Raw genomic sequence first — 12,568 nt, forward strand, 5'->3', positions numbered from 1 at the left:
ACTCACAGGAGCCCTCATGCCCGCCAATCCCCAGTCAGAACAGGAGCTGCTGGCCCGCGCCTACGCCATGGCGGGCCTCACCCTGGCCCAGCTCGCCTCGACGGCAGGGATCCCGGTTCCGCAGGATCTCAGGCGTGACAAGGGCTGGACGGGGCAGCTGATCGAGTGGCAGCTGGGAGCCAGCGCCGGCAGCCGGCCCGAGCAGGACTTCCCGGAACTCGGCATCGAGCTCAAGACGATCCCTGTCGATCCTCAAGGGCGACCGCTCGAGACCACCTTTGTCTGCGTGGCCCCCCTCATCGGGGTCAGCGGCCAGCGCTGGGAGGAGTCGAACGTGCGCAACAAGCTGTCACGGGTCCTCTGGATCCCGGTGGAGGGGAGCCGCGAGATCCCGGTCGGCGAGCGCCGCGTCGGCATGCCCCTGCTGTGGAGTCCGAGCGAGGAGGAAGAACAGCTGCTGCGCCAGGACTGGGAAGAGCTGATGGACATGATAGTGCTGGGGGAAGTGGAGCAGATCAGTGCCCGCCACGGCCAGGTCATGCAGCTTCGCCCCAAGGCGGCCAACAGCAAGGCCCTGACCCGGGCCATCGGCCGCAACGGCCAGCCGATCCAGACGCTGCCGCGTGGCTTCTATCTGAAGATCGACTTCACCTACCAGCTGCTGCAGCGCCATTTTGCCCTGCCCGGTTGATCTTGCTTATCAACATCCTTGTCATAAGGTGGTATAAAAATAACCAGCGCTACTTTCTTCGCAGCCAGTGACAAGGAGTCAACATGCCGATCAACAAGCAATTTCTGAAATCGCGTCCCGAGGTCAAGGTGACCTTCGCCGTGGAAAAGGAGGCCGCAGGTGAGGCCGAACAAGTACTGCTGCTGGGTGAATTCAGCCAGTGGCAGCCCATAGAACTGAAAAGAATGAAGAGCGGGGAGTTCAAGGCGACACTCAACCTGCCCACCGATGGTCCCAGCCATTTCGAATACTGCTATCAGCTGGTACAACCGAACGGGGAGACCCGCTACGACAACGATTGGGAAGCGGATGACTATGTGCCCGGCCCCTTCGGACGGGACAACTCTGTGGTACGGGTCAGCCAGCCCGGCTGAGCTCGACACTTGCAGACTCTGGAAACAAAAAAGGCTCGCCATTGGCGAGCCTTTTCACTACCTGTCGAGCTTTTCGCCGACATATCGACACCAATTCGAATCGAATTAGTTGAGCTTCTCTTTGATACGAGCAGCTTTACCGGACAGGTTGCGCAGGTAGTACAGTTTGGCGCGGCGAACATCACCACGACGCTTCAGTTCTACACTGTGGATCAGCGGAGAGTGAGTCTGGAATACACGCTCAACACCTTCGCCGTTGGAGATCTTGCGAACGGTGAAAGCAGAGTGCAGACCGCGGTTACGCTTGGCAATCACGATGCCTTCGAAAGCCTGCAGACGCTCTTTACCACCTTCTTTAACACGAACTTGAACACGTACGGTGTCGCCCTGGGCAAAAGCCGGGATGTCGGTACGCAGTTGCTCTTGTTCAAGCTGCTGAATAATCTTGCTCATTGTCTTTCCTTACCTAGGATAAACTGAAAACTCTACTAAACGTTGTCACGCAGTTCGCGGACATACTCGGCAAGAAGTGATTCTTGCTCGTCAGTCAGAGCTAGGTTGTTAATAAGTTCCGGCCTTCTTTGCCAAGTTCGTCCGAGCGATTGCTTGAGTCGCCAGCGCCGAATCACTTCGTGATTGCCGCTTGTCAGCGCCTCGGGCACCGTCAGCCCATCCAACACCTCCGGCCGAGTATAGTGGGGATGATCCAGCAGACCGTCCGTGAAGGAGTCCTGCTCGGCACTGGCCTGATCACCCAGGACCCCCGGGACCAGACGCGAAACCGCATCGATCAGGGTCATGGCAGGCAGCTCGCCACCACTTAACACGTAATCCCCGATAGACCACTCTTCGTCGACTTCGGTTTGTATCACGCGTTCATCGATACCTTCGTATCGACCGGCTACCAGAATCAGTTTCTGATTCGTCGCCAACTCGGTTACGCCCGCTTGAGTCAGCTTGCGTCCCTGAGGAGAGAGATAGATGACTTTCGCCCCGTCTCCCGCCGCTTGCTTGGCTGCATGAATGGCATCACGCAGCGGCTGAACCATCATTAACATGCCGGGCCCACCACCATAAGGACGATCATCGACCGTACGGTGCTTGTCGTGGGTAAAGTCCCGGGGGTTCCAGCACTCAATCTGCAGCAGGCCACTCTTGACGGCCCGACCCGTTACCCCGTGCTCGGTAATGGCTCGGAACATTTCAGGGAAGAGGCTAATGACCCCAATCCACATAAGAAACCTCCGGCACCCGTATTAGCGCGGGAAACTAGAAACCAGGATCCCAATCAACTTCGATTGTTCGAGCAGTCAGATCAATGTTCTTGATCACCTGCTCTTCCAGGAACGGAATCAACCGCTCCTTTGCACCAAAGGCATCTTTTACATTGGCCTCAACCACCAACACATCGTTGGAGCCGGTTTCCATCAATTCGGTCACCTTGCCCAGGTCGTATCCCTTGGTGGTTACCACTGTGCAACCAATCAGGTCACGCCAGTAGAACTCCCCTTCGGGCAACGCAGGCAACAGATCGGCGGGGACGCCAATCTCGACGTTGGTCAATGCCAGGGCTTCCTCGCGCACGTCGATACCATCGAGTTTGCAGATCAGACCCTTGTTGTGACGCTTCCAGGACGAAACCCGAATCTCACGCCACGCCCCGTTCTGATTGATCAGCCAGGGGTTGTAATCGAAAATCGCTTCGGCAACATCGGTGAAGGAGTTCACTTTAAGCCAGCCCTTGATCCCGTAAACGGTCCCCAGGGTGCCCAGAACTACAGGTTTTTCCACCTTAACTCCCTACCGTTTGGCTGATTAAGCAGCTTTGGCAGCGTCTTTGATCAGCTTGGCAACGCGGTCAGAAACAGCGGCACCAGTAGCAACCCAATGCTCGATACGAGCCAGGTCCAGGTTCAGCTTTTCAGCGTTACCAGCAGCAACCGGGTTGAAGAAACCAACGCGCTCGATGAAACGACCATCACGGGCGTTACGGCTGTCAGCAACTACTACCTGGTAGAACGGACGCTTTTTCGCGCCACCACGTTGTAAACGAATGGTTACCATATCGTCCTCATTAACATCTAATGAACAAGGCCCGCAAACACGCGGACCCTAGCTTAAAATAAGCCGCATAATTCTACTTGGATTCGTAATAATTGCAACCAAGCCAGCCATTTTTTGCGCAGAGCCGTAATGAAAAGGGCCTGCCGATGGCAGACCCTCTCTCAATACGGCAGGGATGATCAGAACGGGCCGCGGCCGCCGCCGAAGCCGGGGGGGAGCATATTCTTCATCTGGCTCATCATCTTGCGCATCCCCCCCTTGCCAGACATCTTCTTCATCATGCGCTGCATCTCGGTGAACTGCTTGAGCAGCTTGTTCACGTCCTGCACCTGCATGCCGGAGCCGGCCGCGATGCGGCGCTTGCGGGAGCCCTTGATGAGATCGGGATGGGCACGCTCCTTCGGCGTCATGGAGCTGATGATGGCCTCCATCCGCACGGTGAGCTTGTCATCCATCTGATCCTTGACGTTGTCCGGCAGACCGGACATGCCGGGCAGCTTGTCGAGCATGCCCATCATGCCGCCCATGTTGCGCATCTGGGCCAGTTGCTCGCGGAAGTCTTCCAGGTCGAAGCCCTTTCCGCTCTTGACCTTGCTGGCCAGCTTGGCCGCTTTTTCCTTGTCGACGTTGCGCTCCACCTCCTCGATGAGAGACAGCACGTCCCCCATGCCGAGGATACGGGATGCGAGGCGGTCCGGGTGGAACGGCTCGAGCGCGTCGGTCTTCTCGCCCATACCGATGAACTTGACCGGCTTGCCGGTGATGTGACGCACCGACAGAGCAGCACCACCGCGGGCGTCGCCGTCCGCCTTGGTGAGGATCACGCCGGTGAGCGGCAGCGCCTCGTTGAACGCCTTGGCGGTGTTGGCTGCATCCTGACCTGTCATGGCGTCGACCACGAACAGGGTCTCCACCGGCTTGATGGTGGCGTGAAGGTGCTTGATCTCCTCCATCATCTCGCCGTCGACGTGCAGACGACCGGCAGTATCGACGATCACCACGTCATAGAATTTCTTGCGTGCGTGGTCGATGGCGGCGGTGGCGATGGCGACCGGCTTCTGGGTGGCATCGCTCGGGAAGAAGTCGACGCCGATGTCGCCGGCCAGGGTCTCCAGCTGCTTGATTGCCGCGGGGCGATAGACGTCGGCACTGACCACCAGTACCTTCTTCTTGTTGCGCTCCTTGAGCAGCTTGGCCAGTTTGCCGACGGTCGTGGTCTTACCGGCACCCTGCAGACCCGCCATCAGGATGATGGCCGGCGGCTGGGCGGCCAGGTTGAGCTGCTCGTTGGCTTCCCCCATCACGGTGACCAGCTCGCCGTGCACTATCTTGATGAAGGCCTGGCCCGGGCTCAGAGACTTGGCCACTTCCTGGCCTACCGCCCGCTCCTTGACACGAGCGACGAAGTCACGCACCACCGGCAGGGCGACGTCCGCCTCGAGCAGCGCCATGCGGACTTCGCGCAGGGTATCCTTGATGTTCTCTTCCGTCAGGCGACCACGGCCGCTGACGTTGCGCAGGGTGCGCGAGAGTCGTTCAGTCAAATTCTCAAACATGACGCTTTCCGGTTCTTGGCGTGACGATGGGGGCATTATACCCCGATCCGCACTGTGGGGACGATGACTCGCCGCTTGTGGCGGCAACCCGCCATCGGGCGGGCAGATTAACCAATGAGGGCATTATACCCTCACCAACACTGCAGGGATGATTGCGTACCGCTCTTGTGGCGGCCCCCATCGGCGAGCAGGTTAACAAATGGGGGCATTATACCCCAGTCAGCGCCCGAGGACGATTATTCACCGCAAGGGGCAATCAGCGACTACTTATATATGGGCAGTTAGCCCCTGGCACAACTGGCGAGCATATCTTGTGCAAGGTATACTGCCCCTCTTATTCCCTAAAGCTTGTTTGACAACGACCTGGTTATGATCGTGATCTCTGTTCTGGCCCTGGCGTTTTACCTGCTGGCCATCATCGCCTCACTGCACCTGCTGCTCAGCGCCAAGCCTGTCGGGCAAGTTCCGCTGTTTGCCTGTATCGGCCTGGCCCTGACCGCCCATGGCGTGGCAGTCGGCAGCGAAGTACTGGCCACCCATTCTGGCCAGAACCTCAGTATGTTGAACGTGGCCTCTCTGGTCAGCCTCATCATCAGCTGCTTCATGACCTGCGTCACCCGCCGCTTCAACGGCTGGATCCTGCTGCCCGTGGTCTACAGTTTCTCCGCGTTGCTACTGGCAGCCAGCGCCCTGATCCCCGGCCGCTACATCACCCATCTGGAGGCCCATCCCCAGCTGTTGCTGCACATCGGTCTCGCGCTGATGGCCTACTCGGTGCTGATGATCGCCTGCCTGTTTGCACTCCAGCTTGCCTGCCTCGACCGGCAGCTCAAATCCAGGAAGATCAGCCACCTGCCGGCCATGCCGCCCCTGATGACGGTAGAGAGACGCCTGTTCCAGCTCATCTCGGCGGGGTTGTTGCTGCTGACACTTTCCATCGCCTCCGGCCTGTTCTTCCTGGAAGACATGTTCGCCCAGGGCAAGTCCCACAAGGCCATCCTCTCCATCCTGGCCTGGTGCGTCTACGCCCTGCTGCTGTGGGGCCACCACACCCGCGGCTGGCGGGGCCGCAAAGTCATCATGCTGAGCCTCGTCGGCAGCGTCATTCTGACCCTGGCCTATTTTGGCAGCCGCTTCGTCAAGGAAGTCCTGCTCAGCTGACCACCCGCTTACCCCTCAACCACCCATACAGGAGCCCTGCTTGGACAGTATCTCAACGAGTACATTGCTGATTGTTCTCGTTATCTTGATCCTTTTGTCAGCCTTCTTCTCCAGTTCCGAAACCGGTCTGATGTCCCTCAACCGTTACAAGTTGCGGCACCTTGCCCAGACCAAGCACAAGGCCGCCCGCCGGGTCGAAAAGCTGCTCGCCAGGCCGGACAGGCTGCTCGGCCTCATCCTCATCGGCAACAACCTGGTCAACATCCTGGCCTCCGCCATTGCCACCATTGTCTGCATTCGCCTGTTCGGGGATCTGGGCGTCGCTATCGCCACCTTCGGCCTGACCCTGGTGGTGCTGGTCTTCGGGGAAGTGACCCCCAAGACCCTGGCCGCCATGTTCCCGGAGAAGATTGCCTATCCCGCCTCCTGGGTACTCAAGGGGCTGATGGTGCCCCTCTCCCCCTTCGTCTGGCTGATCAATGGCATCACCAGCGGCCTGCTCAAGATGCTGAGGATCAACCCGAACACGGACGACTCCCTCAATACGGAGGAACTGCGCACCATCGTCAACGAGGCGGGCAGCCTCATCCCCCAGCACCACCAGGAGATGCTGATCAGCATCCTGGACCTGGACAAGATGACGGTGGAAAACATCATGGTGCCCCGCAGCGAGATCTCCGCCATCGACATCAACGATGACTGGAAGGTCATACTGCGCCAGCTGGCTCACTGCGCCCACACCAAGACCCTGCTCTATCGCGACAACATCGACGACGTGGTCGGCTTCCTGCACGCGCGCGACGCCCTGAGGCTGGTCGCGCGGGATCAGTTCAGCAAGTCCAGCCTGCTGCGAGAGGTAGACCCCATCTACTTCATTCCGCAGGGCACCCCTCTCAACGTGCAGCTGGCCAAGTTCCAGCGCAACAAGGAGCGGATAGGGCTGATTGTCGACGAATATGGTGACATCCAGGGGCTGATCACCCTGGACGACATCCTCGAGGAGATAGTGGGCGACTTCACGACCTCCATGGCGCCGGCACCCAGCGACGAGATCCATCCCCAGCCGGACGGCACCTTCCTGGTCGAGGGCTCGGCCAACATCCGCGAGCTGAACAAGGAGATGAACTGGCACCTCCCCACCGACGGCCCGCGCACCCTCAATGGTGTGATCCTGGAGTACCTGGAAGAGATCCCCCAGCCCAACATCAGCGTCAGGCTGGCGGGCTATCCCATCGAAATCGTCGAAGTGGAGAACAACATGGTGAAGATGGCGAAGATCATGCCGCACCTGTACCGTGACGACTCGGATTACGAGGATTGAAAAAAAGGCTGCCGATGGCAGCCTTTTTCGTCTCACTCGTTCTCGTCATCCGGCTCCAGCACCAGGGTCGGGATCAACTCGCCAAACACCTGCTGCAGCTCGTCACGGTTGGCCAGCAGATCTTTCAGCGTGTAGCCGTCCATCACGGCGAGGAAGGCGTTCATCGCCTCCTTCAGGGCGCTCTTGAGCAGGCAGACGGAGACGATGTGGCAGACCGGTGAACCGCAATCGATGCCGTCCAGATTGCCTTCCAGCGCCCGGATCACCTGGCCGATGTTCACCTCTTCCGGCGCGCAGGCCATGCGGATGCCGCCGTTCTTGCCACGCTGGGACTGCAGGTAACCCAGCTTCACTAGCTGGTTCACCACCTTCACCATGTGGTTGCGGGACACGTCGTACAAGGCGGACACCTTGGCCACGCTAGACAGTTCACCCTCCGGCAGGGTAGCCAGATAGAGCAGGGCTCTCAATCCAAAATCGGTATAGCTAGTCAGTCTCATAGTGCCTGCGGCGCATAGCGCAAAGAATTGATGATTGATCCAGGTCAATTAAACATTTAGGATGCAACTTAGTAAGTGACATTCCAGATGCTTAATTAAAAGGGACCTCCTATGTTAGACCAAGCCACCATCGCCGTCATCAAGAGCACCATTCCTTTGCTCGAATCGGCGGGTCCTGCCCTCACCCAGCACTTCTACCAGCGCATGTTCAGCCATAATCCGGAGCTGAAGGATGTGTTCAACCTGGCGCATCAGCGCAGTGGCGGACAGCCGCTGGCGCTGTTCAGTGCAGTGGCAGCCTATGCCAGGAATATCGACAACCTGGGGGCCCTGGCCGGTGCCGTGGAGCGCATCGCTCACAAGCACACGGGCTTCCTGATCCAGCCGGAACAATATCACATTGTGGGTAGCCATCTCTTGGCCACGCTCAAAGAAATGGGCGGTAGCGCGGTCACCGACGAGGTGCTGGCGGCCTGGGGCAAGGCGTATGGGGTGCTGGCCGACATCTTTATCGGCCGGGAGGGTGAACTCTACCGGGAGAAGGCAAGCCAGGAAGGTGGCTGGCAGGGGACCCGCCCCTTCCTCATCAAAGAGAAACGCCAGGAGAGCGAGCTCATCACCTCCTTCGTGCTGGCGCCCGTCGATGGCAAGCCCGTGCTGCACTTCAAACCGGGGCAGTACATCAGCATCAAGCTGGTCCATCCCGATCTCGAGCATCAGGAGATCCGCCAATACTCCCTCTCCGATGCCCCCAACGGACGCGACTACCGCATCAGCGTCAAGCGCGAGCCACAGGGACAGGCCTCCAACCTCTTGCACGACAAGCTTCACGTCGGTGACGAGGTGGCACTGATGCCGCCGGCGGGTGACTTCTTCCTGCAAGAGGAAGCCACCACCCCGGTGGTACTGCTCTCCGCCGGGGTGGGGCTCACCCCCATGCTGAGCATGCTCAACCACCTGCTGGCCGGCCAGCATCAGGCCGGGATCCGCTGGCTGCACGCCTGCGAACATGGCGCCCTGCATGGGTTTGGAGAAGATATCCGGGAAAAGAGCCGGCAGCACGCGCACCTGCAGAGCCGCACCTGGTACCGGATCCCCGGAGAGCGGGACGTGCTGGGGGTGGACTACGACTTCAGCGGCACCATGCAGCTGGAGCAGGTCACCGACCTCATCCCGGCCAACGCCCACTACTATTTCTGCGGCCCCGTCCCGTTCATGAAGTCGGTGAAGGAGCAGCTGGGCAATCTGGGCGTACCTGCCGGGCGGATGCACTACGAGGTCTTCGGTCCCCATCAGGAAATCTGATCCCGACTCACCGCCATGCACAGATGACAAGGCCCGGACACCTAGGTGTCCGGGCCTTCTTTATGATGCCTGGCCGCCTGGGATCAGCGCATCGCCTTGGCGCGGGCGATGGCATTGGCGGGCATACGATTGCCGAGCCGGCCGAGCAGGCTTGCCGCCTTCTGGTGGGTGGCCTTGTCACCGATGACAGCACCGTGCAGCCAGTGATAGGCCTCCTCGTAATCCAGCGGGCTTCCCATGCCCTGCAGCAGCATCTCGACCCACTCCATCTGTGCCCGCAAGAAACCGAGGCTGGCGGCTTCCCGCATCAGGGTCTCGGCCCGCACCAGATCCTTCTGGACCAGAATGCCCTTCCAGTAATAGCGGCCGAGCTGTTCCAGCGCGGGTGCCAGCCCTTGGTTGGCGGCATCCCACATGTACTGCACGCCTATCTGGGCGTCTGGCTTGATGCAGACCCCCCAGGCGAGCATGTCCCCCCACAGGAACTGATAGGCGGGGATCTTCATCACCGAAGCCCTCGCCTCGATGTCCTGGGTCAGCTGGCATCTGTCCTGCTTCACCCTGGCCAGATGGCGCCCTTGCTCTATCCAGTTGAGCAGCTCGTCCTGCCGATAGAGCGGCACCGCCTGCAGATCACCGGTAGCGGGTGACGCGGGTGCCGCCTTGGGCAAGGGGGCCGCTGCTGGCGCAGTCGCCTCAGGGACTGCGGCTGCCGGAGTAGGCGCCGGTGCCGTCGACTCCGGCACTGGAGCCGGGGTCGCAGCCGAAGGCACTAGTGCCGGCGAGGGCGTTGTCGAGGCGGGGGCGAGTGCCGTGGCAGCCGAGGGAGCCTGAACAGACGCAGCCGCCCCCCCCTGAGTGAGCGCGGCAGCCGACACCGGCTCGGCCCCCTGCACGGGGAGGCTGCACAAACCGACGATGGCGATGAGGGTACTGGGTTTCATCATAGGGATCTCCTGCTGCCCTCTGTTATCGGCAGCCGGGCCCATCTCCTTAGCCCGCCACACGCCGCCAAAAACGACAAAGGGGAGCCGAGGCTCCCCTTGTGAAAGACGCTGCGTCTTATTTGACGAAGTCGACGCCCAGCTGGATGTCGGCCTTCAGGGTAGCCAGCATGCTGTCCATCGCTTCCTGCTCGAAGGCGCTCAGCTTGCCGTAGTCCAGCACGGTCTCGACGCCGTTCTTGCCAAGCAGCACCGGCTGCGCGAAGAAGGTGGCGTGCTCGCCGTTGCCTTCCACATAAGCGCACTCGATGACGTTGGCTTCGCCCTGCAGGCCCTTGATGAGCGACAGACCGAAGCGGCAGGCCGCCTGACCCATGGAGAGGGTGGCAGAGCCGCCACCGGCCTTGGCTTCCACCACCTCGGTACCGGCGTTCTGGATGCGCTTGGTCATGGCAGCGACTTCTTCAGCGGTGAAGCTGGCGCCTTCGACCTGGGAGAGCAGCGGCAGAATGGTCACGCCACTGTGGCCACCGATGACGTTGACGCGCACCTTGTCGACGTTCAGGCCCTTGGCGGCAGCCACGAAGGTCTCGCCACGGATCACGTCCAGGGTGGTGACGCCGAACAGGCGACGCTTGTCATAGACACCGGCCTTCTTCAACACTTCGGCGGCGATGGCGACCGTGGTGTTGACCGGGTTGGTGATGATGCCGATCAGGGCCTTCGGGCAGGAGGCGGCACACTTTTCCACCAGATTCTTGACGATACCGGCGTTGATATTGAAGAGATCGGAACGATCCATGCCGGGCTTGCGCGCCACGCCGGCGGAGATCAGCACGACATCGGCGCCGACCAGAGCCGGGCTCGGATCTTCACCGCAGAAACCTGTTACTTTCACGTCAGTCGGGATATGGCTCAGATCTGCCGCCACGCCCGGGGTGACCGGTGCGATGTCATACAGGCTCAGTTCGGAACCGGCAGGAAGGCGATTTTTCAACAGCAGAGCGAGGGCTTGGCCGATGCCACCGGCGGCACCCAGAACGGCAACTTTCATGATCAACTCCATGTCTAAGCGTAGGTTTAAGGTTGTTTCTAGTTGGGGTAAGGCTGTCTTTTATTGTGCGCCTCACCTTAAAGGATCCCCTCCTAAAAAACAATCTGATAACAGTTGTAATCACAGGTTCTGTGAGCCAGGGAACAAGCGGCGACGAAAGCGGAGAGGAATATGCGATAAATGGGAGGAAAGACACAGATTTCCTGTGCCACCCTCACCATTAAGAGGTAAATACGACTGCTTCAGGACTGGAATGCCAGTGCCCTGCGCTCACACCAGCGGAAACCTATTGTTAACAATCCATTCATGGTCAGGTAGAGGGCGCCAGCCACGGTGAACACCGCCAGGGTGTCATAGGTCTGGGCGTTGAGGCGCTGAGCCAGCCCCATGATGTCCATGATGGTGATGGTACTGGCGAGCGAACTGCCCTTGAGCACCAGGATCACCTCGTTGGAGTAGGCGGGCACCAGCCGGCGGGCGGCGTGGCGCACCTTCATCCACAGGGTCTGACCGGCGGAGAAGCCGAGTGCCCGGCAGGCCTCCACCTCGCCGGCGGGAATGGCGTCGAGCGCCCCCTTGAACAAGCGGGTGGAGTAGGCGGCGGTGTTGAAGCCAAGCGCCAGCACGGCGCAGAACCAGGGCTGCTTGAGCAGCGGCCAGAGCGCGCTCTGTTTAAGCCACTCGAACTGGCCAGGCCCGTAGTAGATGAGGAAGATCTGGATGAGCAGCGGCGTGCCGGTGAAGACCAGCACCCAGAGCTGCACCAGCTGGGTCGCCACCGGCAGGCGGCGTTCCAGCACCCAGGTCATGCCAGCCGCCAGCAGTACGCCGAGCAGCAGGCTGAACGCCGTGAGCTGCAAGGTGATGGCCAATCCCCCCAGCAGGGTCATGAGATAGTCCTGCATGCTCAGCCTCCGTAGCGTCGGGTATAACGGGCCGCCAGCTTGAGGCCGAACTCGCTCACCAGGCTGATGGCCAGATAGATGAGGGCGGCGGCGGCGTACCAGGTAAAGGGTTGATAGGTACTGGCAGAGGCCATCTGGGCCTGGCGCATCATCTCGTTCACCCCGATGAGGGAGACCAGGGCGGTGTCCTTGAGCAGCACCAGCCACTGGTTGCCGAGCCCCGGCAGGGCATGACGCCAGGCCTGGGGCAGCACGATACGAAAGAAGGTATGCCCCTTGCCCAGCCCCAGCGCCAGCGCGGCCAGCCGCTGCCCGGCGGGCACCGCATTGAGGGCGGCCCGCAGGGTCTGGGTGGCATAGCTCGCGAACAGCAGGGAGAGCGCCAGCACGCCGCAGGCGAACGGGCTGAACTCCACGTATTCACCTGTGATGAGGAAGAGCACCTGGGTCGAGCCAAAGTAGATGAAGAGCACCACCAGGAGTTCGGGCAGGCCGCGGATCAGGGTGGTCAAGGTGGCCACCGGCCACACCAGGGCAGGCCGCTTGCTGAGCTCGGCGGCGCTGAACGCCAGCGCCAGTACCATGCCCCCGACCAGGGATGCCAGGGCCAGCCCGAGGGTCATCCAGGCTGCATCCAACAACAGGCTCAACATG

At 60.5% G+C, this 12,568-nt stretch carries 15 protein-coding genes; 5 read left to right on the forward strand and 10 right to left on the reverse strand.

The window, feature by feature from the left end:
• The first annotated feature begins 16 nt into the window (after positions 1–16).
• Together mutH and I6L45_RS03475 are read left to right on the forward strand one after the other, a co-directional pair.
• On the forward strand, positions 17–691 hold the full coding sequence (mutH, locus tag I6L45_RS03470) for a DNA mismatch repair endonuclease MutH (RefSeq protein WP_216983461.1): 675 nt from the start codon (positions 17–19) through the stop codon (positions 689–691).
• 83 nt (positions 692–774) lie between these two features.
• Positions 775–1,104 (forward strand): isoamylase early set domain-containing protein, encoded by a 330-nt coding sequence (locus I6L45_RS03475; RefSeq protein WP_113978398.1) that lies wholly within the window; start codon positions 775–777, stop codon positions 1,102–1,104.
• A 105-nt stretch (positions 1,105–1,209) separates the two neighbouring features.
• Here I6L45_RS03475 and rplS read toward each other — a convergent pair whose 3' ends face one another.
• The 5 genes from rplS to ffh form a co-directional block, all read right to left on the reverse strand.
• Positions 1,210–1,557, reverse strand: a complete 348-nt coding sequence (gene rplS, locus I6L45_RS03480; RefSeq protein WP_005313505.1) for a 50S ribosomal protein L19 — start codon at positions 1,555–1,557, stop codon at positions 1,210–1,212.
• 35 nt (positions 1,558–1,592) lie between these two features.
• The gene (trmD, locus tag I6L45_RS03485) at positions 1,593–2,339 is read right to left on the reverse strand and encodes a tRNA (guanosine(37)-N1)-methyltransferase TrmD (protein ID WP_043757649.1); all 747 of its coding nucleotides are present in this window, start codon (positions 2,337–2,339) and stop codon (positions 1,593–1,595) included.
• Between the two features lie 34 nt (positions 2,340–2,373).
• Positions 2,374–2,895 carry a ribosome maturation factor RimM gene (gene rimM, locus I6L45_RS03490; RefSeq protein ID WP_043757647.1) on the reverse strand — a complete coding sequence of 174 codons (522 nt, stop codon included), beginning with the start codon at positions 2,893–2,895 and terminating at the stop codon, positions 2,374–2,376.
• 24 nt (positions 2,896–2,919) lie between these two features.
• A complete protein-coding gene (rpsP, locus tag I6L45_RS03495; protein ID WP_010673084.1) occupies positions 2,920–3,168 on the reverse strand; it encodes a 30S ribosomal protein S16 in 249 nt (82 codons plus the stop codon).
• Positions 3,169–3,347: 179 nt separating this feature from the next.
• On the reverse strand, positions 3,348–4,724 hold the full coding sequence (gene ffh, locus I6L45_RS03500) for a signal recognition particle protein (RefSeq protein WP_043757643.1): 1,377 nt from the start codon (positions 4,722–4,724) through the stop codon (positions 3,348–3,350).
• A 369-nt stretch (positions 4,725–5,093) separates the two neighbouring features.
• Here ffh and ccsA point away from each other — a divergent pair, with 369 nt between their 5' ends.
• Both ccsA and I6L45_RS03510 read left to right on the forward strand, forming a co-directional pair.
• Complete coding sequence (ccsA, locus tag I6L45_RS03505; RefSeq protein ID WP_043757788.1) at positions 5,094–5,885, forward strand: inner membrane protein YpjD; 792 nt, start codon at positions 5,094–5,096, stop codon at positions 5,883–5,885.
• A gap of 40 nt (positions 5,886–5,925) precedes the next feature.
• Positions 5,926–7,206, forward strand: a complete 1,281-nt coding sequence (locus I6L45_RS03510; protein ID WP_216983462.1) for an HlyC/CorC family transporter — start codon at positions 5,926–5,928, stop codon at positions 7,204–7,206.
• 32 nt (positions 7,207–7,238) lie between these two features.
• On the opposite strand, the gene I6L45_RS03515 is transcribed toward I6L45_RS03510, so the two are convergent.
• Entirely contained in the window at positions 7,239–7,706 is a 468-nt protein-coding gene (locus tag I6L45_RS03515) for an Rrf2 family transcriptional regulator (RefSeq protein ID WP_043757639.1), read from the reverse strand.
• A gap of 111 nt (positions 7,707–7,817) precedes the next feature.
• Between I6L45_RS03515 and hmpA the strand changes: the two genes are divergently transcribed.
• The gene (hmpA, locus tag I6L45_RS03520; RefSeq protein ID WP_216983463.1) at positions 7,818–9,011 is read left to right on the forward strand and encodes an NO-inducible flavohemoprotein; all 1,194 of its coding nucleotides are present in this window, start codon (positions 7,818–7,820) and stop codon (positions 9,009–9,011) included.
• An 83-nt stretch (positions 9,012–9,094) separates the two neighbouring features.
• Here hmpA and I6L45_RS20090 read toward each other — a convergent pair whose 3' ends face one another.
• From I6L45_RS20090 to artQ, 4 genes are all read right to left on the reverse strand, one after another.
• On the reverse strand, positions 9,095–9,682 hold the full coding sequence (locus tag I6L45_RS20090) for a flagellar protein MotX (RefSeq protein ID WP_353736481.1): 588 nt from the start codon (positions 9,680–9,682) through the stop codon (positions 9,095–9,097).
• 391 nt (positions 9,683–10,073) lie between these two features.
• Entirely contained in the window at positions 10,074–11,009 is a 936-nt protein-coding gene (gene mdh / locus I6L45_RS03530; RefSeq protein WP_043757632.1) for a malate dehydrogenase, read from the reverse strand.
• Positions 11,010–11,251: 242 nt separating this feature from the next.
• The gene (gene artM, locus I6L45_RS03535; protein ID WP_043757631.1) at positions 11,252–11,914 is read right to left on the reverse strand and encodes an arginine ABC transporter permease ArtM; all 663 of its coding nucleotides are present in this window, start codon (positions 11,912–11,914) and stop codon (positions 11,252–11,254) included.
• Positions 11,915–11,916: 2 nt separating this feature from the next.
• On the reverse strand, positions 11,917–12,567 hold the full coding sequence (artQ, locus tag I6L45_RS03540) for an arginine ABC transporter permease ArtQ (protein WP_043757629.1): 651 nt from the start codon (positions 12,565–12,567) through the stop codon (positions 11,917–11,919).
• Position 12,568: the final 1 nt, after the last annotated feature.

It is taken from the genome of Aeromonas sp. FDAARGOS 1415 (assembly GCF_019048365.1).
Classification (GTDB): domain Bacteria; phylum Pseudomonadota; class Gammaproteobacteria; order Enterobacterales; family Aeromonadaceae; genus Aeromonas; species Aeromonas taiwanensis.